We start from the raw sequence: 26,173 nt of genomic DNA, 5'->3' as shown, positions 1-26,173 counted from the left end.
ATGATTGAATATAAAAATGTAGCGCTACGCTATACAGAAAAGGATGTCTTGAGAGATGTCAACTTACAGATTGAGGATGGCGAATTTATGGTTTTAGTGGGTCCTTCTGGGTCCGGTAAGACAACCATGCTCAAGATGATCAACCGCCTTTTAGAGCCAACAGATGGCAATATCTATATGGATGATAAGCGGATCAAGGACTATGATGAGCGTGAGCTACGCCTTTCTACAGGCTATGTCTTACAAGCGATTGCTCTATTTCCAAATCTAACGGTTGCGGAAAATATTGCTCTCATTCCTGAGATGAAAGGATGGAGCAAACCACATATTCAGCAGAAGACAGATGAATTGCTGGAGCTAGTGGGCTTACCTGCTGAAGACTATGCTCAGCGCATGCCGAGTGAGCTGTCTGGCGGTGAGCAGCAACGGGTGGGCATTGTCCGTGCCATTATCGCCCAACCCAAAATCCTGCTGATGGACGAGCCTTTTTCTGCTCTTGATGCCATCTCGCGTAAGCAATTGCAGAGCTTGACCAAGAGTATCCATGACCAGTTTGGGATGACAACAATCTTTGTGACTCATGACACGGATGAGGCTTTAAAGTTGGGGAATCGGATTGCTGTTTTGCAGGACGGAGAGATTCGTCAAGTGGCGACACCTGAGGAAATTTTATCTGCACCTGCAACCAGCTTCGTAGCAGATTTGTTTGGAGGTGTTCAACATGGCTAATTTGTTTTCTACCTTTCAGGAGCGCTTTGGCGAATGGTTGGCAGCCTTAGGGCAACACCTCCAGCTGTCTCTTCTGACTTTACTAGTGGCCATCTTCCTGACCATTCCGCTCGCTATCTATCTTCATAGTCACAAAAAGACAGCCAATTGGGTGCTGCAATTTGCAGGAATCTTTCAAACCATTCCTTCAATGGCCTTGCTGGGACTCTTTATCCCTCTTATGGGGATTGGTACACTGCCAGCACTGACTGCTCTGGTGATTTACGCTATTTTCCCGATTTTAGAAAATACTGTCACAGCTTTGAATGGGATTGATCCTAGTTTAGAAGAAGCTGGAATCGCCTTTGGGATGACCAAGTGGGAGCGACTCAAAAAGTTTGAACTGCCTCTAGCAATGCCAGTCATCGTTTCTGGAATTCGGACGGCAACGGTAATGATTATCGGAACAGCGACTCTAGCAGCCCTTGTCGGAGCTGGCGGACTAGGTTCCTTTATCCTTCTAGGAATTGACCGTCGCAATGCCAGTCTAATCTTGATTGGGGCAATTTCATCTGCAGTTTTGGCAATTCTTTTCAACAGTCTTCTTAAATGGATGGAAAAGGCCAAGCTTCGGACGGTATTTACAGCTTTTGCGGTCTTAATACTCGGACTAGGCGCTTCTTATACACCGAGTCTGCTTCCCAAGCAGGAGAAGGATCATCTGGTTATAGCTGGGAAATTGGGTCCAGAGCCAGAGATTCTCATGAATATGTATAAACTCCTCATCGAGGGAAATACGGATATGACTGTGACAGTCAAGCCAAACTTTGGTAAGACAGACTTCCTTTATCAAGCTCTGAAAAAAGGTGATATTGATATCTATCCTGAGTTTACCGGTACGATTACTGGGACTCTCTTGCAGCCTGCTCCAAAGGTCAGCAATGATGCAGAAGAGGTTTTTGAAGCAGCACGTGATGGAATCAGAAAACAGGACAATCTAGTCTTGCTCAATCACATGGCTTATCAAAATACCTATGCCATTGCAGTACCTAAGACTGTTGCTAAAGAATACAATCTTAAAACCATCTCTGATCTTAAGGCAGTCCAAGACAAGCTCAAGGCAGGGTTTACCTTAGAGTTTAACGACCGTGAAGATGGGAACAAGGGACTCCAGTCTGTCTATGGACTCAACCTCAATGTGTCAACCATGGAGCCAGCGCTTCGCTATGATGCGATTAAATCAGGTGATATTCAGATTACGGAAGTCTACTCAACCGACCCTGAAATTGAGCGCTATCAACTTCAGATTTTAGAAGATGATAAGCACCTTTTCCCTCCTTATCAAGGAGCACCTCTCCTGAAGGCTAAATTGCTTGAAAAACATCCTGAATTGGAAGGTATTCTCAATAAGCTGGCTGGTAAAATTACGGAAAGCCAGATGAGCCAGATGAATTATCAAGTTGGCATTGAAGGCAAAAAAGCGGAAGCTGTTGCGCGTGATTATCTGGTCAAGGAAGGACTTCTAAAAAAATAAAAAGTAAAAGAGTTAGACTTGTAAGGTCTAGCTTTTTTACTTACTTGAGGATAGACAGACTACGAATTGAAGGAGATGAGTTTATCTCTTAGTCAGGAAATCTTCATCCATTTTTGGTATAATAAAGTATCAATTCATGGAGGTGTTCCGATGGCATCTAGTCAAGAATATTTGGATTTTATTCTGAAGCAGCTGCAGGGCTTAGGCCAAGAAATTAGCTTTCGCAAGATGATGGGAGAGTATTTGCTCTATTATCGGGGGCGCTTATTTGGCGGGATTTATGACAATCGCTTGTTGCTTAAGTCAGTCCAGCCAGCCCTGGATTTTTTTGAAAATCCGGTTTATGAGTTTCCTTATCCAGGCGCAAAGCCAATGCTTCGTATAAAAGAAGTAGAAGACGCTTCCTTTCTCTGCAGTTTGATTGACGCTGCCTATCCTACCTTACCAGCACCAAAAAAGAAAAAATAGCCTTTCCTTTTCAATGGATATTCTAAAAAGTTGCCGTTTAAATAGACATTTTTAAAATTTTCCTTTATAATGGACTTAAAGGAGGTTTGGTATGCTTTATATTGCTCTTATTGGAGATTTAATAGAATCCAAACAGCTGAAAAATCGTAAGCAGGCGCAGAAGGACCTGCAGGACATGATGGCGGTGCTAAATCAGGATTATCGGGATTGTCTGGTGTCACCTTTCACGGTAACGACTGGAGATGAGTTCCAAGCTTTGCTACGGCCTAATCCAGAGATCATGCAGCTCCTTGATCAGATTGCCTTGGGCTTTCCTCATCCGATTCGCTTTGGACTTGGTCTGGGGGAGATTGTGACGGACATCAATCGAGAGCAGAGTATTGGTGCGGACGGTCCGGCCTACTGGAGGGCACGCGCGGCCATTGATGTTATTCATGAGAAGAACGACTACGGCAGCAGCCGTATAGCTGTATCCTTGGGAGATGAAGAGCTCAGTCAGGCGGTCAATACGGTGCTGGCAGCTACTTCATTCATCAAGAGTAAGTGGAATAACAGTCAGAGAGAAGTTCTGGAGCGGATGCTCATGGAATATATCTATGACGAGAATTTTTCTCATGGAGAAATAGCAGAGCTGCTGCAGATTAGTCCCAGTGCGCTTAGTAAGCGGCTCAAGTCGTCTGGTTTAAAGATTTATCTGAGAAATCGTCGTTTAGCTATGAGAATGATTCTACAGGCAGCAAAGGAGGCTGAACAATGACAAATTTTATGGGATTTTCAGAATTTTTCATGCAGAATCCGATTCTTGTGTTGACTTTGCTGGCTCATGTACTAGCTGATTTTCAGCTTCAAAGTCAGAAATTGGCCGACCTTAAAAGCCAGCGGTTGAATTTTTTGATTCTCCACTTGGGAATTGTTCTGCTGCCCTTATTGCTCTTGGGGCTAGTCCTACCTAAGTATCTGCTATATTTCGGCTTGGTCTGGCTCAGTCATGCGCTTATTGACTTCTTGAAGAATAGGTTGAATTCATCGATTGTCCGCTATCATGCTCAAAAGTCAGCCTTTTTACTGGATCAGATCTTGCATCTGATTAGCATTTTTGCTCTTTATTTTCTCTTAGGGCAGCAGCAAATTCCAGCTCCTAATTGGCTATCTGAGCGCTACCTCATGCTGCAGGCTCTCTTTTTCTTCGCCCTTACTGGTAAGCCGGTTAATATCCTCTTTAAACTCTTATTCAGCAAGTATCAGGCGGGAGAAGACAGTGGAGAGACGATTGCGGGGGCTGGTGCCATGATTGGGATTTTGGAGCGCTTGATTATGGGACTTTCCCTTATTTTTGGGCAGTTTACTGCAATTGGGTTAGTTTTTACAGCTAAATCTATCGCCCGCTATAATAAGATTTCAGAAAGCCAGTCCTTTGCTGAATACTACCTGATTGGCTCGCTTTTCAGTATGATTGCAGTCTTGTTGGTTTACGGTTGTCTGTATTGGTAAAAATAAATAAAAAAACAGATCATCATAGCAAGGATGGTCTGTTTGTATGTTCTTATCTATTAATTCTACTCAATCATGGTATTGACAGCAGTGCCTGTTTGGTAGTCAATCTCTGCATTTGGAGAAATATTGTCCAAGAGGACATGAGACATTCCGTCTTCATCTATTGTTTCCTTGCCCCCTAGCTGAATGCTGACAACATTGCCTTCTGCGTCAAGCCCAACATACTGGAGCTCAATCTTGCGAGGGAGAAGCTCATTATCCGTGTAAATCGGAGTAACCTTGTAATCCAGCCAATAATCTGGATTTTCCTCTAACCAGCGCTCCAAGCGATGTTCATAATAGAGCATGCTATCTGGGTTATTGTCGTCCAGTCCTTGGAAACTGCCAGAGTTGAGCCAAGCGGTCATTGGAACGAGATTTTTCCCTTCGTTATTGAGGCCGCTGAAAGTGAAGCCAATCAGGTGAGCGCGATTCATGAGCCAAGCCCGATCATCTCCATTTCCATAGTAAAATTTATAATTGTGCCAACCGATTGGATTGTATGTGACCTTGGCCTCCTTTTTCTTTTTGGCTTTGTGTTGCTCCTGCATTTGGACATGAGCAGCAGTAGCCCGACCGTACTTGTCCTTTTTCCCAAGCTTTAGCTGATACTCTCCATTCAACTCCAGAGTGCCGATAGCTGTTTCATCGCTATGGTTAAGCAGCTGGACCTTAATCTGGTTCTTCTGATTCGCAGCGACATTCTCTGCTGGAAGAGCCTGTGAAAGTAACAACAAAGAGCCAGCTGACAGGACAAGCCAAGTGCCAAACCTAAACTTTTTCATAAAGAACTCCTTTTAAATAATATATCTCCGACATCATTCTACTAAAAAATAGATTGTTTGACAACTGAAACTTTTCAAAAATATTACAAAAATAAATATTTGTTCAATAAGTGAAAGGTTTGACTAGGATGCGTATTTTTCATATAATCATAACTAGAGAAAACGCTTGTATAAATTACCTAAGGAGGTGCTTATGAGTCCATCTTTAGAGGAAATGTCGCTGGAGGAGCTGTGGCAGCTTTTTCCGATTTTCCTGAGAGAGCATCAGGCAGAGTGGACAGACTGGTATGAGGCGGAACGGCTTCGGCTTTTGAGTTTTTTGCCAGAACATCAGATTGTTCGTCTTAGCCATATTGGCTCAACATCGTTAGAGACCATTTGGGCCAAGCCAACAGTGGATATCTTATTGGAAATTCCCAAAGAAACAGATATGGTGGTAATGAGAGACTTGCTGCTGCAAAATGGTTATCTCCTCATGTCAGAAAGCAAGGGGCGGATGTCATTTAATAAAGGCTACACACCGAGTGGTTTTGCGGAGCGGGTTTTCCATCTGCATTTGCGCTATGAAGGCGATCATGATGAACTTTACTTTAGAGACTATTTGCAGGAGCACCCTGCTGTAGCCAAAAACTATGAAAAGCTCAAGCTGTCCTTGTGGAAGCAATATGAGCACAATCGTGATGCCTATACAGAGGCGAAAACGGATTTTATCAAGAAATACACCAAGGAAGCTAAAAAGCTTTATAGTGGGCGATATGAGAGGGAAGACATATGATTTATTTTGTAATGATTGGACTTCTGATTATTCTGGTTTTTCCTTACTTAATTTACCAATCTAAGAAACCGTCCGGCCTTATTGGATTATGGATGATGAGGTTATGGAATCGTGTTTATATGCCCATGGTTGTTTGGGCGGTCAGTCAGCTGGATCATAAGAAGCGATTTCATGCCATTTTGGATGTTGGAGTTGGAAATGGAGCGTCCTCAAAATATTTGAAAAACTACTTTCCTAATAGTCGAGTTCTGGGGATTGATATTTCTTCTACGGCCATCCGAGTAGCTGAAAAATTGTCTGAGCCTGGCCTAGCATTTGAGGTGAAAAATGTTGAGAAAACGGATCTTTCCGTTAGCGAATTTGATTTGATTACAGCATTTCAGACCCATTTTCATTGGTCAGATTTAACTCAAGCCTTTTTGGAATTAAAGAGAATTCTTAAGTCAGATGGAATCATCTTACTGGCATGTGAATGGAGCAAATTGGCTTACTACCTACCAGACTTTACAAAGCAAGAAAAACTGGAGCATTATTTGTCTAACTTGGACTTGCATCTCATCGATAGCCAAAGAAATGGTCAATGGATTCTTTATAAAATTAAGAAAAAATAAGGAGGTATCCTATGAAACAATTATTTTTATGTTCATATTTTGCGGGAGTCAAGGACTTGTTCAGACAATATGCGTCTGAAAAGCAATTAGGCAAACATGTGCTTTTTATCCCGACGGCTGGAAATGTAGAAGAGTACAGGGGTTATATTGACGAAGCCCAGCAGACCTTTGCGGACTTGGGATTTCAAGTAGAGGTCTTGGATATTTCAGCTTGTGATAGAGAAATGGCTCAGGCCAAAATTTTCCAAAGCAAAATCCTCTATGTCTCTGGCGGCAATACTTTTTATCTTCTGCAAGAACTAAAGAAAAAGCAACTTCTATCCTTGATAAAAGAGCAGATTGCAGACGGTATGATCTATGTGGGTGAATCTGCTGGCGCTGTTATCACTGCTGAGGATATTGACTATAATAAGATTATGGACGATAAGGCGATTGCTAAGGAACTGAATGATACAGAGGCACTAAGCGAGGTGGATTTTTATGTCCTGCCTCATGTTGGCGAAGAACCTTTTGTCGAAAGTGCCCAGGCCACTCTGGATACATACAGCGACCAGCTGAATCTGCTTCCCCTCAATAATCGCCAAGCAGTGCTGGTGGAGGATGAGGAAGTGAAGGTTTTGGTGGAAAATAAATAAGAATGCGGGTGTAGTATTTTGATTGAAAAGACATACGAAACATCAAGTGGAGTCATTCATTATTGGACAAATGATATGTATGCATCAGCGAAAAGTGCTCTTATCTTTTTACCTGGACTTACAGCTGACCATAGATTATTTGACAAACAAATAGAGTACTTTAAAGACAAATATAGAGTACTAGTGTGGGATGCTCCAGGCCACGCGTCATCTTATCCTTTTAAGCTCAATTTTAGCTTGTTTGATATGGCGAAATGGCTAGATAGAATATTTGTCAAAGAGAGAATAAAAAATCCAATATTAATTGGTCAGTCAATGGGAGGATATGTAGGACAGGTTTATGCTCAACTTTTTCCTGAGAAATTAAAAGGCCTTGTTACGATTGATTCACCTTCCCTGCAAAGGAACTATTATACAGCTATGGAGTTGTGGCTCTTAAAAAATATGGAGGCAATTTATAGAATCTATCCATGGAAATCTCTTTTGAAATCAGGCCCTAAAAGCGTATCAACAACAGACTATGGAAGAAAACTGATGTATGATATGATGATGGTTTATGATGGCGATCAAAAAAGGTATGCTCGTCTTGCGGGATACGGATATAAGATATTTTCAGAAGCAGTAGAGAAGAAGCTTTCTTATGAAGTAAAATGTCCACAATTGGTTATATGTGGAAAAGAAGATCGTGCAGGGTCTTGTATACGATATTTGAAAGCCTATGAAAAAAATACTGGGAAGTCTGTTCAATGGATTGATAAGGCGGGACATAATTCTAATACCGACCAACCCGATATTGTAAATAGACTGATTGATGAATTTTTGAATAACAAAATTAAAGAAAAGCTTGGTTGAAAGACCGGCTTTTTGATATAATAGACTCTATGAACACAAAAGAAAAAATTTCAAATTATCAACTTTTATTGGCTCAGTTGGAAGCCTTGTTGGAGGGCGAGACCAATGTTTTGGCCAATCTTTCCAATGCTAGCGCTCTGCTCAATCAAGCTCTTCTTAATTCTGTTTTTGCGGGTTTCTATCTTTTTGATGGGAAGGAGCTAATTTTGGGGCCTTTTCAGGGCGGTGTTTCCTGTGTCCATATTACGCTAGGCAAGGGTGTCTGTGGGGAATCTGCGGAAAAAGAGCAGACGATTATCGTAGATGATGTGACCCAGCATGCCAATTATATCTCCTGTGATAGCCGGGCTAAGAGCGAAATTGTGGTGCCTATGGTAAAAGACGGCCGCCTTCTTGGAGTGCTGGATTTAGACTCATCCTTGACAGGTGATTATGATAAGGTAGATCAGGAATATCTGGAAAAGTTCGTCCAGATTTTGCTTGAAAAATCGACTTGGAATTTTGAAATGTTTGGAGAAAAAGCCTAATGTATCAAGCTTTATATCGGAAATACCGCAGTCAGACCTTTGGTCAGCTGGTGGGGCAGCAGGTAGTGGCCACCACTCTGCGGCAGGCTGTGGAGCAAGGGAAAATTAGCCATGCCTATCTCTTTTCTGGCCCGCGTGGAACAGGGAAAACCAGTGTTGCCAAGATTTTTGCTAAGGCTATGAACTGTCCTAATCAAAAAGACGGTGAGCCCTGCAATGACTGCTATATCTGTCAGGCTATCACTGAGGGGAGTCTTGAAGACGTTATCGAAATCGACGCTGCTTCAAATAATGGGGTAGATGAGATTCGTGATATTCGGGACAAGTCTACCTATGCGCCCAGCCTAGCCAAGCACAAGGTCTATATCATCGACGAGGTGCACATGCTCTCGACTGGAGCTTTTAACGCCTTACTCAAGACCTTGGAAGAGCCGACAGAAAACGTAGTCTTTATCCTAGCGACGACAGAACTTCATAAGATTCCAGCAACTATTCTTTCCCGTGTCCAGCGTTTTGAGTTTAAATCTATCAAGACGCAGGACATTATTACTCATATTGAGTGGATTTTAGAGCAGGAAGGCATTGATTTTGAGCAAGAAGGTGTGCAGATTATTGCCCGTCGAGCTGAGGGCGGTATGCGGGATGCCTTGTCTATCCTCGATCAGGCTCTTAGCTTAACCCAGGAAAATCGTTTGACTACAGACATAGCTGAAGAAATCACTGGCTCTATTAGCTTGGGAGCCTTGGATGCCTATGTAGCAGCCTTGATTGCTCATGATGTTGTTGCAGCCTTGGATAATCTCAATCTCATTTTTGATAGCGGTAAAAACATGGCCCGTTTTGTTACGGACCTCCTGCAATATCTGCGTGACTTGATTATTGTCAAAACTGGCGGGGAGAATCATCATTCCAGCGAGCTCTTCCTGGAAAATCTCAAGACACCGCAGGAGACTCTCTTTGCTATGATTGATATGGCGACAAAGAGTCTAGCAGATATCAAGAATAGTCTACAACCTAAGATTTATACAGAAATGATGACCATTCGACTGGCAGAGACTAGCAGTCATCCTGCAGTGGCAGCTATTCCGGATAATCTAGCTGATGAGCTCAAGGGTCTGAGACAAGAGATTGATAGTCTTAAGCAGCATCTGGCTAATGGTAATGGGAAACCTGCAGCAGCTGTCAAAACTTCGGATATTCGTCCGCAGAAGTCCAAGGGTTACCGAGCAGATCGTAATAAGGTTAATGCCATCTTAGAAGAGGCTGTTGACAATCCTAGCCTGGCTCGCAGCAATCTGACCAAGCTGCAGAATGCTTGGGGTGAGATTATCGAAAGTCTGGCTGGAGCTGATAAGGCCTTGCTGGCAGGCTCGCAGCCAGTGGCAGCCAATGAAAGCCATGCTATCTTAGCTTTTGAGTCTAATTTTAACGCTGAGCAGACCATGAAGCGGGACAATCTCAATACTATGTTTGGTAATATCCTCAGCAATGCAGCTGGATTTTCACCAGAGATTTTGGCTATTTCCTTAGAAGAGTGGACCAAGATTCGGGCGGACTTTTCAGCTCGCAGCCGCAATGGCAAGGCAGAGGTTGAAGAGAAGGAAGAGGAAAGCTTGATTCCAGAGGGATTTGACTTTTTAGCAGAAAAAATTACCATTCAAGAGGATTAAAAAAGATTTTTCTAGGCTTTCGTGTTATAATAAAACTATGAACAGACGACAATTTATTGTGATGGCTGTTTTCACAGCCTTAGAAACCTATTTTTTCAATGAATCCATCATGGCGGGACGCTATTTCATGGCTGCTTTCTGGGCAGTTTTGGTGCTGCGCAATCTGCAGATTTCCTATGTCATGGGGCGAATTGTGGATGAAATCGATAAACATTTAGGACCGAAATAATGAAAAAAGGACTGAGTCTTATGACTCAGTCCTTTTGAAATGAAATTTTTGATTACCAACTGGTCAACGAGACTTCGCCGCTATTGAGCCAGATTTCCTGACCATCTGTCAGCTGGACTAAAAGTTGCCCGCTGTCTGAGATGTCTTTGGCCAAACCTTGGTAGTCCACGCCTTTTTGGCTAAAGGTCACTTGTCGTCCTAGCACCAAGGAGCGCTGCTTGTAGAGATAGATGAGTTCTTCTGGGTCACTTACGTAGAAGCATTTCCAAATCTCGGCAATGAGCTCATTGCGACTAATGGCTGGTTTCTCTTCAAAGAGGGAGCCAGCTTTTTCTTTAATCTCAGCTGGAAAGTCTTTAATGAAAAAATTAAAGCCAACACCAATGATAACATCAGTGACGAGCCCTGTCTCAATAGAAGTTGTAGCCTCGGTCAGGATGCCGGAAATTTTCTTGTTTCGATAGTAAATGTCATTGACCCACTTGATATCAACCTCCATAAGGGTTAGATTTTTTACTGCCTTGTAGATAGCTCCTGCGGTCAAGATTGTATAGGAGGGGAGCTGGTCGAAGGGGAGATTGGGCTTGAGGTGGAGAGACATGTAAAAGCCGCCCTGGCTGGGGCAGAAGAAGGCACGACCGAAACGGCCACGGCCAGCAGATTGGGCAGCGGCCAGATAAAGAGTGTTGGCCGGGCGTCCGGCCTCCATGCCAGCCTTGGCGTCCATCTGAGTGGACTGGCAGTCAGGATTAAATGAGACCTGAACAGGGGAATTTGCTTCAATCCAATCAGGAATCAGCAAGTCACCCGCTGTCAATCGATAGCCTCGGTTTTTGACGGATTCGATTTGGATTCCTTCTTTCTCCAGTTTTTGGATGGCCTTCCAAATGGAAGTTCGTGAAATGCCCAATTCTTGGGCTATTTTTTCTCCGTTGACATAGTCGTCAGCCTGGCTGAGGATGTCAAAGATTTTTTCGTAGGTTTTCATAGGCGGTCTTTCTAGCTTAAAGGCTGCTTTCTCTTAGTGTCAGCTTGGTTGAGAGCTTGATCATATAAGGGATGGGGCTTTCGTCAGTTTTAATCATCTGGTCCAGCATCTGCAGAGCTTGCTTGCCCATTTCCTCTGTAAAGACTGTCACAGTACTGAGAGGCGGATAGACGTATTTGGCAATGGATGTATCATTAAAGGAAATAATCTGGACATCTTGGGGCACAGCTATTCCCGCTTCCTGAAGAGCACGGAGGGCACCGACAGCCAGAGCATCGCTGGCTATGAAGAATGCTTTGGGCATCTGCTCTTTTTGTTGGTCAATCATGTCTTTCATCAGCTGGTAGCCAGACTCTGAGGAGAACTTGCCGATCTTGACATAGGCCGGCTGATAAAGGCCTTTGTCACTAAGGTAACGGCAGAAGCAGGCCAAGCGCGGATCATCAAGACTTGTCGTTCCGTCTGCTGTTTCTTCACGTCCAGCAATCATTCCGATTCTTCGAATGTCCTGCTGAAGAAAATGGTCGAGAACATGAGTAACGGCATGCTCAAAGTCCGTTGTCACACAGCTATGGTCTTGGTCGAGCGTATCGCTGTCCACGAAAACCAGGGCAGGACTGTATTGCTCTAGCTCCTTGACTTGCTTGCTGCTAAATTTTCCGATGGCAATGATGCCGTCAATCTGCTCTAGCTGGCTCAGAGAGTCGTTGTTGAAAATCCGCACGATATCATAGCCCAGTTCCTGGGCTTTCTTTTCAATGCCTAAGCGGATGGAGTAGTAGTAAAGATCATCCAGCTCTTCCAGCTCAGTGTACCATTCAACGATGGCAATGCGGTGGGTCTGAAGTGAAGTCTTTTTCTGCCTTTTGCTTTTTTGGTAATTGAGCTGTTCAGCGATATCGAAAATCTTCTTACGCGTCTCATCGCTGACAGACATGGACTTGTCATAGTTCAAAACCCTCGAAACAGTTGCGGGAGAAACACCAGCAGTCTGGGCGATATCTTTGATAGTAGCCATTTGATTGGATCCTTTTCAATTTACTGTCTACATAAATTATAACTCAAAAATTAGTAAATAACAAAGAAATATTTAGTAAAACTTAACTTTGTTCCCGAAATGAGCTTGGTGAAAAGCCAAAATATTTTTTAAAAGCCTTTGAAAAGTAAAGGGGGTCTGAGAAACCGACAGAATAGGCGATAAATTGGACAGGCTCGCGGGTGCTTTTGAGGAGTTGTTTAGCTCGATGCATTCGGACATATTCCAGATATTCTTTAGGTGAGCTTTGGTGCTCCTCCTTGAAAATGGTTGTTAGATAGCTGCGATGAACGGACAACTTAATTGCCATATCTTGAATGCTGAGGTTAGGATTGGGATATTGAGTGTCAATTATCTGCTTGCAGGCTAGATAGAGTTGCTGGCTTGCAGATAGGGTATTTGCTTGGGGCTTATAGGCAACGCTGCCCAAGTGAAAGATGAGTTCATAAAGTTGGCCCATAATGTGGAGTTGAGCTAGTTGGTTAGATTTGGTCTGCTCAGCGAAGTAAACTAAGTTCTCAACAATTTTCTCAATCCTATCTGTTTTTCGTTCCTGGTTAGCAAGTAGGTAGCAGTCTTCGGCAATCTGAGAGTGATTGAAGTAGTCATAAACCCTACCGCCAGTCATTCCCAGCCAGTAGTAAGACCAAGGTTCTTCTTTGTCAGCCTGATAAAAGGTAAGTTCATTCGGCTTGAGCAGAAAGAGATCTCCAGCTTTTAAATCGACAATTTTTCCTTTGTAATGAAATTGACCTTTCCCTTTGGTAATGTAGTGAAGAACGTAGGTATCTCTAATAGCTGGTCCAAAAGAGTAGCTAGGTGTGCACTCTTCGTAACCGTAGAAGCTAAGTGAGAGATCAATTGTTCCTGTTTGGTATTCTGAAAAAACAAGCATATTTTGCCTCCTACCTAACATTTTACCATATTTCCCTAACATAATTCTATTTTAGGAAGCGATTTCATAAGGTAAAATATTAGTAAATATGGAGGTTCAGAAATGGCTATCAAAATAGACAAACATCTATTCTACATCAATACAAAAAATTTCAGTCTTATCATTGAGGAAAGGGATGGCTACCTTTTGCTTAAACACTTAGGCAGAAAAATCGAATCCTATCATTTTTCCAATACAGTATTTGAGCGAGATCATGCTTTTTCTGGTAATCCGAGATCGAATGAGCGAAGTTTTAGCTTAGATACCCAGCGGCAGGTTTTGGGTCAGCATGGTTTAGGAGACTTTCGGCAACCTTCTCTGCAAGTCCAACATGCTAATAATGAAGTAACAGATTTTCGGTTTGTTGAGAGTCAGCTGATTAAGGGAGGTTTGGAAGTTCCAGGACTGCCTAGCCCTCACAGTACAGAAGACGCTGAAACACTGGCCTTTATTTTAGAGGATGCAGTAGCTCACTTACGCCTCACTCTCTATTACACAGCTTTTGAAGATAGCAATACTATTGCAACCTTTACTAAGCTGGAAAATATCGGTAGAGAGACAGCAATCATACATAAGAACTTGAGCTTAATGGCAGATTTGCCAGCAGGGACTTATGATGTGATTAGTTTACAGGGAGCTTATGCTAGGGAGAAAACAGTTCGTCGTCACAAGTTAGAACAGGGAATTTTCAAAATAGCTTCCAACCGAGGAGCTTCTGGTCACGCGCAGACTCCGAGCCTTATCCTTTGTGATAGTGAAACGACGGAAGAGGCTGGTCAAGTTTGGGCAATTCAGCTCCTTTATAGCGGAAACTTTGAAGCTTGGATTCAGCAAAATCAGTTGAATGAAGTTCGGCTAGGTATCGGTATCAATGAAGATAACTTTGCTTGGAAACTGGAAGCGGGGCAGACTTTCTATAGTCCTGTTGCTCTGTTGAATTATTCGGCTCAGGGTTTGACTGGTCTTAGTCATGAGAGCCAAGCTTTTGTTCAAGAGCATATCATTCCTAAAGCATTTGCGAAGCGAGAGCGGCCAATTTTAATCAATAACTGGGAAGCAACTTACTTTGATTTCAAAAAAGAAAAGTTGCTAGAGTTAGCAGATGAGGCACAGAAAGTTGGTATTGAGCTCTTTGTTCTCGATGATGGCTGGTTTGGCAACCGTTTTGATGACAATCGGGCTCTGGGTGACTGGTTTGTCAATGAAGATAAGCTAGGTGGCAGTTTGACAGAGCTCATAGCAGAAGTTCATAGCAGAGGATTGCAATTTGGTTTATGGGTTGAGCCAGAAATGATTTCCGTAGACAGTCAGCTTTATCGGGCACATCCAGACTGGGCTATTCAAGCGCCTGATCGGGACCATACCTACTCTCGCAATCAACTCGTATTGGATTATGCTAATCCAGATGTGGTAGCCTATATCAAAGAAACACTGGATCAGCTGTTAAGTCAGCACGATATTGACTACATAAAATGGGATATGAATCGTAATATTACCAATCTTGGGAATGGCACTAACTATCTGGCGACCAAAATGCAGTCACATAAGTATATCTTGGGGCTTTATGAAATTGTAAAATATTTGACAGAGAAATATGAGAATATTTTATTTGAGTCCTGCTCAGGTGGTGGTGGCCGAAATGATCTTGGTATGATGCGGTATTTCCCTCAAGTCTGGGCTAGTGACAATACCGATTCCATAGCTCGTTTGCCAATCCAATATGGGTCTTCTTATCTTTATCCGACTATTTCAATGGGTGCCCATGTGTCGGCAGTGCCTAATCATCAGATGGGACGGATTACTCCGTTGGCAACTCGTGGTCATGTGGCTATGATGGGAAATCTGGGGTATGAGCTTGATTTGACTAGTCTATCAGATGAAGAGAAAGCTGCGATTGCTGACCAGGTGAAGTTGTATAAAGAATTACGTCCAGTGGTCCAGTTAGGGCGTCAGTATAGGCTAATCAATCCAGATGTTGGCTCCAATGAAGCAGCGGTTCAATTTAACTATGGAAATCAAACGATTGTAACCTATGTCCGAGTCTTATCAGTTGTGGAAACGATGGAAACAACCTTGAAACTAAAAGACTTAGAGGAAGAAGGACTTTATGAGCTGCAGGAAAATGGCGCAGTTTACTCAGGTGCAGAACTCATGTATGCTGGTATTACTATGAATCTTCCGCAAGGAGATTATCTTAGCAGACAGCTGCATTTTATTAAAAAATAAGGAGGCTAGACCATGAAATGGTATAAAAAGATGAGCTTAGCTGCTATTACAGGACTGTCACTTTTGGGGCTGTCAGCTTGCAGCAGCCAAGGTGAGTCAACAGATGGTAAGGTAACGATTGAGTATTTCAATCAGAAGGGTGAAATGGTTGATACCCTTCGTGAGATTGCAAAAGACTTTGAAAAAGAAAATCCGAATGTGCATGTGAAAGTGGTGAATGTCCCTAACGCTGGGGAAGTACTCAAAACTCGCGTTCTGGCTGGAGATGTTCCTGATGTTGTCAATATCTATCCCCAGTCTATTGAATTGCAAGAATGGGCTAAAGCTGGCTACTTTGAAGATTTATCTAATAAAGATTATCTCAAGCGAGTTAAGAATCATTACGCAGATAAATATGCGATAGATGGAAAGATTTACAATATCCCTTATACTGCTAATGCTTATGGTATCTATTACAACAAGGATAAATTTAAAGAACTGGGATTGAAAGTTCCAGAGACTTGGGAGGAATTTGAGGAATTAGTTGATACGATTATAGCAAAAGGGGAAACACCTTTTGCCATTGCAGGAGCAGATACTTGGACCTTGAATGGTTATCATCAGTTGGCTCTTGCCACTTCTACAGGTGGCGGTAAGGAAGCGAATGATTACCTACGTTTTTCCAAACCAAATGCCATCAAGTCTTCAGATTCAGTACTTAAAGATGATTTCAGGCTGTTAGATTTATTCCGCAAAAAAGGTGCCATGCAAACCAACTGGCAGGGAGCAGGCTATACTGATGTTGTCGGTGCCTTCGCTAGAGGCGATGCCCTGATGACTCCAAATGGTTCTTGGGCTATCACAGCAATCAATGCGCAAGATCCTAAGTTTAATGTTGGAACGTTCCCTTTCCCTGGAAAGCAAAAAGGACAAAGCTTGACCATTGGAGCAGGAGACCTAGCTTGGTCTATCTCGTCAAGTAGTAAGCACAAGAAAGAAGCCAATGCTTTTGTTGAATATATGTCACGTCCAGAAGTTATGCAGAAATATTATGATGTGGACGGCTCACCAACAGCTATTGAAGGTGTCAAGGAAGCTGGGTCAGATGCACCGCTAGCCGGTCTTGCTGAACTAGCATTTACAGACCGACACCTCGTTTGGCTAGCTCAAGACTGGACCAGTGAAAGTGATTTTTATACCTTGACCGGGAACTATATTACAACTGGAAACAAAGAGGATATGGCGAAAGCACTAAATGCCTTCTTCAATCCGATGAAAGCAGACGTAGAGTAGGAGTAGATCTACTATGAAAAAATTGATTGAGAAATATTGGGGTTGGCTCTTTGTCCTAGTTCCCCTTGTACTACAGGCTGTATTCTTTTATGTGCCCATGTTTCAGGGTGCCTTCTACAGCCTGACAAACTGGACTGGTTTGACCTATAATTATAAGTTTGTCGGACTCAATAACTTTATGCTCCTCATGAGCGATCCTAAGTTTATGAACGCGATAGGCTTTACATTGATTATTACTATTTGTATGGTGGTTGGTGAGATTATGCTGGGAATCTGGATAGCACGAGCTCTCAACTCGAAGATAAAGGGGAAAACTTTCTTCCGAGCTTGGTTTTTCTTCCCTGCTGTCCTATCTGGATTGACTGTGGCTCTTATCTTTAAGCAACTTTTCAACTACGGATTGCCAGCTATAGGGAATACCTTAGGAATTGAATTTTTTAAAACCAGCCTTCTAGGAACGAATGGCGGCGCAATCTTTGCAGCAATCTTCGTCTTGCTTTGGCAAGGGGTAGCCATGCCTATTATCATCTTCTTAGCTGGTCTTCAGTCTATCCCGACTGAGATTACAGAATCAGCTCGAATTGATGGAGCTAGCAGCAAACAAATTTTTTGGAAGGTGGAACTTCCTTATCTCCTACCAAGTGTTTCCATGGTCTTTATCTTGGCTCTAAAAGGTGGTTTGACAGCGTTTGACCAGGTCTTTGCCATGACAGGCGGCGGTCCGAATAATGCGACCACCTCTCTAGGACTTCTGGTATACAACTATGCTTTTAAGAGCAATCAATTTGGTTATGCCAATGCCATTGCTGTTATCTTGTTTCTCTTGATTGCGGTTATTTCTATTATCCAGTTGAGAGTATCTAAGAAATTTGAAATCTAAGAGGAGAAGCCCGATGAAAAATGCAGAAAGAAAAGCTAATTTTAGTAAATATATCTTGCTAACACTGGGATCTATTATCATTTTAATTCCACTCTTAGCAACGATATTCAGTTCCTTTAAGTCTACCAAAGACATCGTTAATAATTTTTTCGGATTTCCGACTCAACCGACTTTAGAAAATTTCCAACGCCTTTTGGCTGATGGTATCGGAGGCTACTATTGGAATTCAATTGTAATCACGGTTCTATCTTTGGCTGTTGTCATGATTTTTATTCCCATGGCTGCTTACTCTATCGCTCGTAATATGTCTAAGAAAAAAGCTTTTGGTATTATGTATACGCTCTTGATTTTAGGGATTTTCGTTCCTTTTCAAGTTATCATGATTCCTATTACAGTTATGATGAGTAAGCTAGGACTAGCCAACACTTGGGGATTAATTATTCTCTATCTGGCTTACGCTGTTCCACAGACTCTCTTTCTCTATGTAGGCTACATTAAGATTTCCATTCCAGACAGTCTGGATGAGGCAGCAGAAATTGACGGTGCTGGAAAGTTTACAACCTATTTTAAGATTATCTTTCCTATGATGAAACCCATGCATGCGACAACCATGATTATCAATGCCCTCTGGTTCTGGAATGATTTCATGCTTCCTCTCTTGGTACTCAATAAAGACTCCAAGATGTGGACTCTGCCACTCTTCCAATATAACTACACAGGTCAATACTTTAATGATTATGGACCAAGCTTTGCTTCTTATGTTGTTGGGATTATTACCATTACTATCGTCTATCTCATCTTCCAGCGCAACATTATTGCTGGAATGAGCAACGGGGCAGTGAAGTAAGCTCAAGATACAGAGCCCGTAAACTACTGAATTAGTAACGGCTGTAGAAAAATAGGGGATTGGAAAAAGAAGCTTCAGCTTTTTCATACAGAGCTTAGGGCGTTTTCCATTCAGCGCACGGGAAAGAGTATATAAGACAAGATTTTAGAGGAGAAGACTATGGCTATTCAAAATAAGACCATGCTGATTACTTATTCAGACAGCCTGGGGGAGAATTTAAAAGATTTATATGACAATTTAGAAAAGCATTTTGGGGATGCGGTTGGAGGAGTGCATTTGCTTCCTTTCTTCCCATCAACTGGTGATCGGGGATTCGCCCCAGTAGACTATGAAGAGGTTGATTCAGCCTTTGGTGACTGGGAGGATGTAGAAAAGCTGGGCGAGAAATATTATCTCATGTTTGACTTTATGATCAACCACATCTCACGCCAGTCCAAGTATTATAAGGATTTTCAGGAAAAGAAGGATCAGAGTGAGTATCGTGACCTCTTTCTCAGCTGGGATAAGTTTTGGCCAGAAAATCGTCCAACGCAAGCTGATGTTGATTTGATTTATAAGCGTAAGGATCGGGCACCTAAGCAGGAAATCGTCTTTGCAGATGGAAGCACCGAGTATCTGTGGAACACCTTTGGTGAAGAGCAGATTGATCTAGATGTTCGCAGTCAGGTAACTAATGATTTCATCAAGAAAACATTGCGTCAACTGTCAGAGCATGGCTGTGATCTGATTCGTTTAGATGCATTTGCCTATGCAGTCAAAAAGTTAGATACCAATGATTTCTTTGTTGAGCCAGAAATCTGGGATCTCTTAGAAAAAGTCCAGCAGCAAGCGGCTGAGTTTGGGACGGATATTTTACCAGAAATTCATGAGCATTATTCTATCCAGTTCAAGATTGCAGAGCATGGCTACTTTGTCTATGATTTTGCGCTACCGATGGTAACTCTTTATTCTCTATACAGTGGTAAAGCTGAGCGTCTAGTCAAGTGGCTTGAAATGAGTCCTATGAAGCAATTCACAACACTGGATACTCACGATGGTATTGGGGTTGTTGATGTTAAGGATATTCTGACTGATGAAGAAATTGACTTTGCGACCAATGAACTATATAAGGTCGGGGCCAATGTCAAGCGTAAGTATTCCTCAGCTGAGTACAATAATCTGGACATTTACCAGATTAACTCGACTTACTACTCAGCCTTGGGCGATGACGACAATAAGTACTTCATTAGTCGTCTGATTCAGGCTTTTGCTCCAGGGATTCCACAGGTCTATTATGTTGGTTTCTTAGCTGGGGAAAATGACCTTGAACTGCTAGAAAACACTAAGGAAGGCCGCAATATCAACCGTCATTATTACAGTAATGAGGAGATTGCTGAAGAAGTTAAGCGTCCAGTTGTGCAAGCCCTGCTCAAGCTTTTCAGTTACCGCAACCAGTCTGCTGCCTTTGACCTAGATGGCACTATTGAAGTGAATCTATTGGATGAAAATAGCCTCCGGATTGTCCGTAGCAATGCAGATAAGTCAGTCATTGCTCAAGTAGTTATCAACCTCAAAGAATTGACATATAGCGCTAGTGAAAATGGCCAAGCTATCACTTTTGAATAGAGATAAGAAAAGAGAAGAAGAATGGTAGAATTAAATCTGAAAAATATCTATAAAAAATATCCCAACAGCGACCACTACTCAGTGGAAGACTTCAATCTAGATATCAAGGACAAAGAATTTATCGTCTTTGTCGGTCCGTCTGGTTGCGGAAAATCAACTACGCTGCGTATGATTGCGGGTCTTGAAGACATCACTGAAGGAACTGCCTCTATTGACGGTACGGTGGTCAATGATGTAGCTCCAAAAGACCGGGACATCGCCATGGTCTTCCAGAACTATGCCCTTTATCCGCACATGACTGTCTACGACAATATGGCTTTTGGCCTCAAGCTGCGCAAGTACAGCAAGGAAGATATTGAAAAACGGGTCAATGAAGCAGCAGAAATTCTGGGCTTGAAGGAATTTTTGCAACGCAAACCAGCTGATTTGTCTGGCGGTCAGCGTCAGCGGGTAGCAATGGGACGCGCTATCGTTCGGGATGCAAAGGTTTTCCTTATGGATGAGCCTCTGTCTAACTTGGATGCTAAGCTGCGTGTTTCTATGCGGGCGGAGATTGCCAAGATTCACCGCCGTATCGGGGCAACAACTATTTATGTTACCCACGACCAGACTGAAGCTATGACCTTGGCGGATCGTATCGTTATCATGTCAGCGACCAAGAATCCTGCTGGAACTGGAACGATTGGTCGAGTGGAGCAGATTGGTACTCCTCAGGAAGTCTATAAACATCCGGCAAATAAGTTTGTTGCCGGCTTCATTGGCAGCCCAGCTATGAACTTCTTTGAAGTGACACTGGAAGATGGCCGTCTTGTCGGCCCCAACAGAGACTTCAGTCTCCAAGTCCCAGAGGGCAATCTTAAGGGCTTGCGGGAGAAGGGCTATGAAGGCAATAAGTTGATTTTTGGTATTCGTCCTGAAGATATCAACATGGAACCAGCTTTTCTGGAAACCTTCCCTGAGTCGGTTCTAACTGCGAAGATTTCTGTTTCTGAGTTGCTTGGAGCGGAGTCTCACCTCTACTGTACGGTTGGTGGCAGTGAGTTTGTTGCCAAAGTTGATGCACGTGATCATATGAATACCGGAAGCAGTATTAAACTTGGCTTCGACCTAAACAAGGCGCATTACTTTGATGCTGAGACGGAAGACAATATTTTCTAATCTATTGCTCCTTATAAAATAATCCAGACAGATTACTGTTTGGATTTTTACAAAAAATCTATCTATAAAATTAGTAAAATTTTACTAAATTTATTGAAGTTTTACTCGGAAACAGTTATAATAAATATAAGAAAACGATTACAATGTCGATTATTCATTTTAAAGGAGTTTAGCTTATGTCAAACCTAATTTCAGCCGAGCAAGTCCGCGCAGATTTTGCCAAAGTTTTTGGAGTAGAAGCGGATCACACTTTCTTTTCACCCGGTCGGATCAATCTGATTGGTGAGCATACGGACTATAACGGCGGCCATGTCTTTCCTGCTGCGATTTCTCTAGGAACCTATGGAGCGGCTCGTAAGCGGGATGACCAGCTCTTGCGATTCTTCTCAGGGAATTTTGAAGAAAAAGGGATTATTGAAGTGTCGCTGGAAAACCTGCACTTTGAGCCTGAGCATAACTGGACCAACTATCCGAAAGGAGTTCTGCATTTTCTGCAGGAGGCAGGCCATAAGATTGACCGAGGCATGGATGTCTATGTTTATGGAAATATTCCGAATGGTTCTGGCTTATCATCTTCTGCATCGCTAGAGCTTTTGACGGGTGTCATTGCTGAGAAACTCTTTGATTTGCAGTTGGAACGTTTGGACCTAGTGAAAATCGGTAAATTAACTGAGAATGAATTTATCGGGGTTAATTCTGGCATTATGGACCAGTTTGCTATCGGAATGGGAGCTGACCAGCGGGCTATTTACCTAGACACCAATACTCTTGAATATGATTTGGTGCCGCTTGATCTCAAGGATAATGTTGTAGTGATTATGAATACCAACAAGCGTCGTGAGTTGGCTGATTCTAAGTACAATGAGCGTCGGGCGGAGTGTGAAAAAGCTGTTGAAGAACTGAACCGTAAACTGTCTATCGCAACCTTGGGCGAGTTGGATGAGTGGTCCTTTGACGAGTATAGCTATCTGATAGAGGACGAAAATCGCCTCAAACGGGCTCGCCATGCTGTTTTGGAAAATCAACGCACTTTGCAAGCGCGGGCAGCTTTGCAGGCAGGTGCTCTTGACAAGTTTGGCCGTCTCATGAATGCGTCCCATGTTTCTTTGGAACATGACTATGAGGTGACTGGTCTAGAGCTGGACACCTTGGTTCACACGGCCTGGGAGCAAGAAGGTGTTTTGGGTGCTCGTATGACTGGAGCTGGCTTCGGTGGTTGCGCCATTGCTTTAGTTGCTAAGGATGCGGTGGAATCTTTCAAAGAAAATGTTGGCCGCAAGTATCAAGAAGTCGTCGGCTATGCCCCTAGCTTTTACATTGCAGAAGTAGCTAGCGGAAGCCGAGTACTGGACTAAATCACAGAAAAGGAACTTGGGCTGACAGGAATGCCGGCCCTTTACTAGCAAGAGAAAGGAAGAACTATGTCCAAGAAGTTACTGGATGCTTTCGTATCAGCAGTGATTGACAATAGCGCTTTTGAGGAAATAGACACCATTTATCTGAGCAATCGTGTTATGGCTTTGGTCGGAGAGGCAGTGGCAGAGCAGGATACGGAGGCTGAGCAGCTAATTGACCTGAAGGATGACTTGGTAGCTATGGCTGTCAAGAATGGGACGATTGGTGACACCTTAGCTGAGCAGGATATACTGGGAGCTGAGCTCATGGACTTGATTACACCAGCCCCTAGCAAGCTCAATCAGGACTTCTGGACGACCTATGCTTCCAATCCTGAGCAAGCTGTAGCTGATTTTTACCAACTTAGTCAAAAAAATGATTATATCAAGGTCAAGGCTATTGCTAAAAACATTGCTTTCAAAGCACCGACCGCTTATGGAGATTTGGAAATCACCATCAATCTCTCTAAGCCAGAAAAGGATCCAAAGGAAATTGCGGCAGCTAAAAAGGCTAAGAACAGCCATTATCCGGCCTGCCAGCTTTGCATGGAAAATGAAGGTTACCAAGGTCGCTTGGACCACCCAGCCCGCGCCAACCATCGGATTATTCGCTTTGACTTGGCTGGACAGGAATGGGGCTTCCAGTATTCGCCCTATGCCTACTTTAATGAGCATTGCATCTTTCTCCACAGCCAGCACCTTCCCATGGCTATCAGTCGGCTGACCTTTGAGCGCTTACTGGACATCGTGGAGACCTTTCCGGGTTATTTCGCTGGCTCCAACGCCGATCTGCCGATTGTCGGTGGCTCTATCCTGACCCACGACCACTATCAGGGAGGACGTCACACCTTCCCTATGGAAATAGCAGAGCTGGATTGCAGCTTTACCTTTAGCGGCTTTGAAGAGGTGGAGGCAGGCATTGTCAAGTGGCCTATGTCCGTTATTCGTCTAAGGTTTGAGAAGAAGGAACAGTTGATTGAGTTGGCTGACAAGATCTTGCAAGCTTGGCGGACTTATTCTGACCCGAGTGTGCAGGTCTTGGCAGAGTCCGAGGGTGAGCCTCACCATACTATCACACCGATTGCGCGCAGAAAAGATGGATCTTTTGAGCTAGACTTGGTCTTGCGGGACAATCAAACTTCCCCAGAACATCCAGACGGCATTTATCACCCTCATAAGGATGTGCAGCATATTAAGAAAGAAAATATCGGTCTGATTGAGGTGATGGGACTGGCTATTCTGCCGCCTCGGCTCAAGGAAGAACTCAAGCAGGTGGAACTTTTCTTGCTGGGAGAAGACTGTCAGGTTGCTGCCTATCATCAGGAGTGGGCCAATCAACTCAAGGACCAAAATCCAAATGTTTCCGCTGAGACGGCGGAAGGAGTAGTTCAGGCTTCGGTTGGACAAATTTTCAGCCGAGTACTAGAAGATGCGGGAGTTTACAAGCGAACAGAGGAAGGGCAAGAAGCTTTCATGCGCTTTGTCCAATCCGTCGGCATCCAGCCTTAGGAAATGTGTTATAATGAATCTAGCGTAACAGGGAAAGGAAGTTTTATGGCAATTTTAGTATTAGGTGGAGCTGGCTATATCGGCTCGCACATGGTTGATCGCTTGGTAGCAGCAGGTAAGGAAGAAGTAGTCGTCGTTGATAATTTGGTGACTGGTCATCGGGCGGCCGTCCATCCACAAGCAGTCTTTTACGAGGGGGATTTGGCGGATAAGGACTTTATGCGTGGTGTTTTTGCCAAACATCCATCCATTGATGCAGTCATTCACTTCGCTGCCTTTTCACTGGTCGCAGAGTCCATGGCGGACCCGCTCAAGTATTTTGACAATAACACGGCCGGCATGGTTTCTCTCTTGGAGGTCATGCAGGAATACGGTGTTAAAAATATTGTCTTTTCTTCGACAGCGGCGACTTATGGCATTCCTGAGGAAGTGCCGATTCTGGAAACGACGCCTCAAAAGCCTATCAATCCTTATGGTGAGAGCAAACTTATGATGGAGACCATTATGCGTTGGGCAGACCAGGCCTATGGTATTAAGTTTGTAGCCCTGCGTTATTTCAATGTGGCGGGTGCCAAGCCCGACGGCTCAATCGGTGAGGACCACGGACCTGAAACCCATCTCCTGCCCATTGTGCTTCAGGTGGCTCAGGGCAAACGTGAGAAGATTGCTGTCTTTGGTGATGATTACGATACTCCAGACGGCACCAATGTCCGCGATTATGTCCATCCTTTCGACTTGGCTGACGCCCATATTCTGGCTGTCGAGCATCTGCGTTCTGGACATCCTTCAGATGCCTTTAACCTTGGCTCTTCGACTGGTTTTTCCAATCTGCAGATTGTAGAAGCCGCCCGCAAGGTGACCGGACATCCTATTCCTTTGGAAATAGCAGAGCGGCGCCCAGGGGATCCGGATACACTGATTGCTTCCTCTGAAAAAGCAAGAAATGTTCTGGGCTGGCAGCCGAAATTTGACAATATCGAAACCATTATCGAAACTGCTTGGAAATGGCACTCAAGTCATCCAAATGGTTATGATGATAGAGGATAAACTGACAAACCAGCTAGAAAGGCTGGTTTTTTACTTTGAATTATAAAACCCTTCTTTACAAATTTTTAAAAGCATTTTATAATAAAAAGAAGATTGATTGACATATTATCTGAAATCTTGTTTAGTTGCTACTAACTCTTAGTATGTCTTAAAAAATCAGGTAGTTACAGATGCGACGGGAAGCAACATTTTAGAATAACGAATTTTTGTATCACAATCAGATGTGACAGTTGTTGACAGTTTGTTGTGTAAGGGCTTTAGAGACTTATGATATAATGAAGCCATAAAAGTTTGAGAAGTCTCTTAATCTTTTCAAACTGATTTTCATAAAAAGAATAGGAAATAAGTATGCGTTCGATTCTTGCCTTATATATCACCCTGATGCCGGTCATTCTGGCTGGGATTCTGAATATGATCTTTTGCAAGTCTTCACTGCTAGAGGCGGCTTATCGACCAATGGATGCTGGGTTGATTTTAAAGGATGGTAAGAGGCTGTTTGGGGCTAACAAGACCTGGAAAGGCTTCCTCGGCATGATTGTCTGGGGAGCTTTGGCTCAGATCCTTTGGGGATTGCTCTTGAAGAGTATTTCTACCCTAGAGACGCTGCACTTGGTCTATGCCTTCTACGAAAATACCGTGCTCTTTAATCTGGTGTTTGGGGCTCTTTTGGGGCTAGCTTATGTTTTGTTTGAGCTGCCCAATAGCTTCATCAAGCGTCGTTTGGAAATCAGAGAGGGCAAGACGGCGGAGAATGGCTGGAAATGGACCTTTATCTGGATAGACCAGATTGATTCCTTGATTGGCTGTATCATTTTCTTGCTTTTCTTTATCCCTCTGTCTTGGCAGCAGATGTTGGGCATTCTAATCCTAGGGGCGGGCACGCATCTAGGAGTCAATCGTCTGCTCTACTGGGCTAAGCTTAGAAAAAATCGTATGTGAAATGGGAGTTT

General features: G+C 43.3%; 26 protein-coding genes. 22 read left to right on the top strand and 4 right to left on the bottom strand.

Annotated features, from left to right (window positions below; all coding sequences use genetic code 11):
* The 5 genes from J1C81_RS06980 (at position 1) to J1C81_RS06960 (ending at position 4,201) form a co-directional block, all read left to right on the top strand.
* Positions 1–729 carry an ABC transporter ATP-binding protein gene (locus J1C81_RS06980; RefSeq protein ID WP_002915411.1) on the top strand — a complete coding sequence of 243 codons (729 nt, stop codon included), beginning with the start codon at positions 1–3 and terminating at the stop codon, positions 727–729.
* Positions 722–2,242 (top strand): ABC transporter permease/substrate-binding protein, encoded by a 1,521-nt coding sequence (locus J1C81_RS06975; RefSeq protein ID WP_002915409.1) that lies wholly within the window; start codon positions 722–724, stop codon positions 2,240–2,242. The genes J1C81_RS06980 and J1C81_RS06975 overlap by 8 nt, the downstream gene beginning before the upstream one ends.
* Before the next feature lie 150 nt (positions 2,243–2,392).
* Entirely contained in the window at positions 2,393–2,710 is a 318-nt protein-coding gene (locus J1C81_RS06970; protein WP_032909732.1) for a TfoX/Sxy family protein, read from the top strand.
* A 91-nt stretch (positions 2,711–2,801) separates the two neighbouring features.
* Entirely contained in the window at positions 2,802–3,467 is a 666-nt protein-coding gene (locus tag J1C81_RS06965; protein WP_002915407.1) for a SatD family protein, read from the top strand.
* A complete protein-coding gene (locus J1C81_RS06960; protein ID WP_002915406.1) occupies positions 3,464–4,201 on the top strand; it encodes a DUF3307 domain-containing protein in 738 nt (245 codons plus the stop codon). Before J1C81_RS06965 ends, J1C81_RS06960 begins: the two co-directional genes overlap by 4 nt.
* A 65-nt stretch (positions 4,202–4,266) precedes the next feature.
* Here the strand turns inward: J1C81_RS06960 and J1C81_RS06955 are convergent, their stop codons facing one another.
* Positions 4,267–5,028, bottom strand: coding sequence for a DNA/RNA non-specific endonuclease (locus J1C81_RS06955; RefSeq protein ID WP_002915405.1), 762 nt, complete (start codon positions 5,026–5,028; stop codon positions 4,267–4,269).
* A 193-nt stretch (positions 5,029–5,221) separates the two neighbouring features.
* Between J1C81_RS06955 and J1C81_RS06950 the strand changes: the two genes are divergently transcribed.
* The 7 genes from J1C81_RS06950 to J1C81_RS06920 are packed head-to-tail and all read left to right on the top strand — an operon-like array spanning position 5,222 to position 10,327.
* On the top strand, positions 5,222–5,803 hold the full coding sequence (locus J1C81_RS06950) for a GrpB family protein (protein WP_002915403.1): 582 nt from the start codon (positions 5,222–5,224) through the stop codon (positions 5,801–5,803).
* Positions 5,800–6,414 (top strand): class I SAM-dependent methyltransferase, encoded by a 615-nt coding sequence (locus J1C81_RS06945; protein WP_002915401.1) that lies wholly within the window; start codon positions 5,800–5,802, stop codon positions 6,412–6,414. Before J1C81_RS06950 ends, J1C81_RS06945 begins: the two co-directional genes overlap by 4 nt.
* An 11-nt stretch (positions 6,415–6,425) precedes the next feature.
* Positions 6,426–7,049 (top strand): Type 1 glutamine amidotransferase-like domain-containing protein, encoded by a 624-nt coding sequence (locus tag J1C81_RS06940; RefSeq protein WP_002915399.1) that lies wholly within the window; start codon positions 6,426–6,428, stop codon positions 7,047–7,049.
* An 18-nt stretch (positions 7,050–7,067) separates the two neighbouring features.
* The gene (locus J1C81_RS06935; RefSeq protein ID WP_032909731.1) at positions 7,068–7,901 is read left to right on the top strand and encodes an alpha/beta fold hydrolase; all 834 of its coding nucleotides are present in this window, start codon (positions 7,068–7,070) and stop codon (positions 7,899–7,901) included.
* Between the two features lie 29 nt (positions 7,902–7,930).
* A complete protein-coding gene (locus J1C81_RS06930) occupies positions 7,931–8,428 on the top strand; it encodes a GAF domain-containing protein (RefSeq protein WP_032909805.1) in 498 nt (165 codons plus the stop codon).
* A complete protein-coding gene (gene dnaX / locus J1C81_RS06925; RefSeq protein ID WP_002915393.1) occupies positions 8,428–10,098 on the top strand; it encodes a DNA polymerase III subunit gamma/tau in 1,671 nt (556 codons plus the stop codon). Before J1C81_RS06930 ends, dnaX begins: the two co-directional genes overlap by 1 nt.
* A 37-nt stretch (positions 10,099–10,135) precedes the next feature.
* Positions 10,136–10,327, top strand: a complete 192-nt coding sequence (locus J1C81_RS06920) for a DUF3272 domain-containing protein (RefSeq protein ID WP_002895701.1) — start codon at positions 10,136–10,138, stop codon at positions 10,325–10,327.
* Between the two features lie 52 nt (positions 10,328–10,379).
* Here the strand turns inward: J1C81_RS06920 and birA are convergent, their stop codons facing one another.
* The 3 genes from birA to J1C81_RS06905 form a co-directional block, all read right to left on the bottom strand.
* Complete coding sequence (gene birA, locus J1C81_RS06915; protein WP_002915392.1) at positions 10,380–11,315, bottom strand: bifunctional biotin--[acetyl-CoA-carboxylase] ligase/biotin operon repressor BirA; 936 nt, start codon at positions 11,313–11,315, stop codon at positions 10,380–10,382.
* 16 nt (positions 11,316–11,331) lie between these two features.
* The gene (locus tag J1C81_RS06910) at positions 11,332–12,333 is read right to left on the bottom strand and encodes a LacI family DNA-binding transcriptional regulator (protein WP_002915391.1); all 1,002 of its coding nucleotides are present in this window, start codon (positions 12,331–12,333) and stop codon (positions 11,332–11,334) included.
* An 82-nt stretch (positions 12,334–12,415) separates the two neighbouring features.
* On the bottom strand, positions 12,416–13,246 hold the full coding sequence (locus tag J1C81_RS06905) for an AraC family transcriptional regulator (protein WP_032909730.1): 831 nt from the start codon (positions 13,244–13,246) through the stop codon (positions 12,416–12,418).
* A gap of 102 nt (positions 13,247–13,348) precedes the next feature.
* Here J1C81_RS06905 and J1C81_RS06900 point away from each other — a divergent pair, with 102 nt between their 5' ends.
* The 10 genes from J1C81_RS06900 (at position 13,349) to J1C81_RS06855 (ending at position 26,162) form a co-directional block, all read left to right on the top strand.
* Entirely contained in the window at positions 13,349–15,511 is a 2,163-nt protein-coding gene (locus tag J1C81_RS06900) for an alpha-galactosidase (protein WP_002915389.1), read from the top strand.
* Between the two features lie 12 nt (positions 15,512–15,523).
* Positions 15,524–16,783 carry an extracellular solute-binding protein gene (locus tag J1C81_RS06895; protein WP_002904350.1) on the top strand — a complete coding sequence of 420 codons (1,260 nt, stop codon included), beginning with the start codon at positions 15,524–15,526 and terminating at the stop codon, positions 16,781–16,783.
* A gap of 13 nt (positions 16,784–16,796) precedes the next feature.
* Positions 16,797–17,663 (top strand): carbohydrate ABC transporter permease, encoded by an 867-nt coding sequence (locus J1C81_RS06890; RefSeq protein WP_002915388.1) that lies wholly within the window; start codon positions 16,797–16,799, stop codon positions 17,661–17,663.
* Positions 17,664–17,676: 13 nt separating this feature from the next.
* Positions 17,677–18,510 carry a carbohydrate ABC transporter permease gene (locus J1C81_RS06885; RefSeq protein ID WP_002915387.1) on the top strand — a complete coding sequence of 278 codons (834 nt, stop codon included), beginning with the start codon at positions 17,677–17,679 and terminating at the stop codon, positions 18,508–18,510.
* 159 nt (positions 18,511–18,669) lie between these two features.
* Positions 18,670–20,115: a sucrose phosphorylase gene (gene gtfA, locus J1C81_RS06880; RefSeq protein ID WP_002915386.1), complete on the top strand. Its 1,446-nt coding sequence runs from the start codon at positions 18,670–18,672 to the stop codon at positions 20,113–20,115.
* 21 nt (positions 20,116–20,136) lie between these two features.
* Entirely contained in the window at positions 20,137–21,273 is a 1,137-nt protein-coding gene (locus J1C81_RS06875; RefSeq protein ID WP_002915385.1) for an ABC transporter ATP-binding protein, read from the top strand.
* Positions 21,274–21,449: 176 nt separating this feature from the next.
* Entirely contained in the window at positions 21,450–22,628 is a 1,179-nt protein-coding gene (locus J1C81_RS06870; RefSeq protein WP_002915384.1) for a galactokinase, read from the top strand.
* A gap of 66 nt (positions 22,629–22,694) precedes the next feature.
* Positions 22,695–24,176, top strand: a complete 1,482-nt coding sequence (gene galT, locus J1C81_RS06865; RefSeq protein WP_002915383.1) for a UDP-glucose--hexose-1-phosphate uridylyltransferase — start codon at positions 22,695–22,697, stop codon at positions 24,174–24,176.
* 45 nt (positions 24,177–24,221) lie between these two features.
* On the top strand, positions 24,222–25,223 hold the full coding sequence (galE, locus tag J1C81_RS06860; RefSeq protein ID WP_032909729.1) for a UDP-glucose 4-epimerase GalE: 1,002 nt from the start codon (positions 24,222–24,224) through the stop codon (positions 25,221–25,223).
* Between the two features lie 348 nt (positions 25,224–25,571).
* Positions 25,572–26,162 carry a CDP-archaeol synthase gene (locus J1C81_RS06855; RefSeq protein ID WP_002915381.1) on the top strand — a complete coding sequence of 197 codons (591 nt, stop codon included), beginning with the start codon at positions 25,572–25,574 and terminating at the stop codon, positions 26,160–26,162.
* Positions 26,163–26,173: the final 11 nt, after the last annotated feature.

It is taken from the genome of Streptococcus sanguinis (assembly GCF_050225395.1).
GTDB lineage: Bacteria > Bacillota > Bacilli > Lactobacillales > Streptococcaceae > Streptococcus.
Note: the sequence above shows the minus strand (reverse complement) of the source record. Positions and strands in the feature narration are given on the sequence as shown.

What these genes read in the sequence shown, in the direction of transcription:
- J1C81_RS06885 (WP_002915387.1), top strand. Translation starts at nt 17,677, where the DNA reads ATGAAAAATGCAGAAAGAAAAGCTAATTTTAGTAAATATATCTTGCTA.
- J1C81_RS06905 (WP_032909730.1), bottom strand. Translation starts at nt 13,246, where the DNA reads ATGCTTGTTTTTTCAGAATACCAAACAGGAACAATTGATCTCTCACTT.
- gtfA (WP_002915386.1), top strand. Translation starts at nt 18,670, where the DNA reads ATGGCTATTCAAAATAAGACCATGCTGATTACTTATTCAGACAGCCTG.
- J1C81_RS06875 (WP_002915385.1), top strand. Translation starts at nt 20,137, where the DNA reads ATGGTAGAATTAAATCTGAAAAATATCTATAAAAAATATCCCAACAGC.
- J1C81_RS06870 (WP_002915384.1), top strand. Translation starts at nt 21,450, where the DNA reads ATGTCAAACCTAATTTCAGCCGAGCAAGTCCGCGCAGATTTTGCCAAA.
- galE (WP_032909729.1), top strand. Translation starts at nt 24,222, where the DNA reads ATGGCAATTTTAGTATTAGGTGGAGCTGGCTATATCGGCTCGCACATG.
- J1C81_RS06950 (WP_002915403.1), top strand. Translation starts at nt 5,222, where the DNA reads ATGAGTCCATCTTTAGAGGAAATGTCGCTGGAGGAGCTGTGGCAGCTT.
- J1C81_RS06965 (WP_002915407.1), top strand. Translation starts at nt 2,802, where the DNA reads ATGCTTTATATTGCTCTTATTGGAGATTTAATAGAATCCAAACAGCTG.
- J1C81_RS06940 (WP_002915399.1), top strand. Translation starts at nt 6,426, where the DNA reads ATGAAACAATTATTTTTATGTTCATATTTTGCGGGAGTCAAGGACTTG.
- J1C81_RS06890 (WP_002915388.1), top strand. Translation starts at nt 16,797, where the DNA reads ATGAAAAAATTGATTGAGAAATATTGGGGTTGGCTCTTTGTCCTAGTT.
- J1C81_RS06960 (WP_002915406.1), top strand. Translation starts at nt 3,464, where the DNA reads ATGACAAATTTTATGGGATTTTCAGAATTTTTCATGCAGAATCCGATT.
- dnaX (WP_002915393.1), top strand. Translation starts at nt 8,428, where the DNA reads ATGTATCAAGCTTTATATCGGAAATACCGCAGTCAGACCTTTGGTCAG.
- J1C81_RS06975 (WP_002915409.1), top strand. Translation starts at nt 722, where the DNA reads ATGGCTAATTTGTTTTCTACCTTTCAGGAGCGCTTTGGCGAATGGTTG.
- galT (WP_002915383.1), top strand. Translation starts at nt 22,695, where the DNA reads ATGTCCAAGAAGTTACTGGATGCTTTCGTATCAGCAGTGATTGACAAT.
- J1C81_RS06920 (WP_002895701.1), top strand. Translation starts at nt 10,136, where the DNA reads ATGAACAGACGACAATTTATTGTGATGGCTGTTTTCACAGCCTTAGAA.
- J1C81_RS06955 (WP_002915405.1), bottom strand. Translation starts at nt 5,028, where the DNA reads ATGAAAAAGTTTAGGTTTGGCACTTGGCTTGTCCTGTCAGCTGGCTCT.
- birA (WP_002915392.1), bottom strand. Translation starts at nt 11,315, where the DNA reads ATGAAAACCTACGAAAAAATCTTTGACATCCTCAGCCAGGCTGACGAC.
- J1C81_RS06980 (WP_002915411.1), top strand. Translation starts at nt 1, where the DNA reads ATGATTGAATATAAAAATGTAGCGCTACGCTATACAGAAAAGGATGTC.
- J1C81_RS06945 (WP_002915401.1), top strand. Translation starts at nt 5,800, where the DNA reads ATGATTTATTTTGTAATGATTGGACTTCTGATTATTCTGGTTTTTCCT.
- J1C81_RS06895 (WP_002904350.1), top strand. Translation starts at nt 15,524, where the DNA reads ATGAAATGGTATAAAAAGATGAGCTTAGCTGCTATTACAGGACTGTCA.
- J1C81_RS06855 (WP_002915381.1), top strand. Translation starts at nt 25,572, where the DNA reads ATGCGTTCGATTCTTGCCTTATATATCACCCTGATGCCGGTCATTCTG.
- J1C81_RS06900 (WP_002915389.1), top strand. Translation starts at nt 13,349, where the DNA reads ATGGCTATCAAAATAGACAAACATCTATTCTACATCAATACAAAAAAT.
- J1C81_RS06930 (WP_032909805.1), top strand. Translation starts at nt 7,931, where the DNA reads ATGAACACAAAAGAAAAAATTTCAAATTATCAACTTTTATTGGCTCAG.
- J1C81_RS06970 (WP_032909732.1), top strand. Translation starts at nt 2,393, where the DNA reads ATGGCATCTAGTCAAGAATATTTGGATTTTATTCTGAAGCAGCTGCAG.
- J1C81_RS06910 (WP_002915391.1), bottom strand. Translation starts at nt 12,333, where the DNA reads ATGGCTACTATCAAAGATATCGCCCAGACTGCTGGTGTTTCTCCCGCA.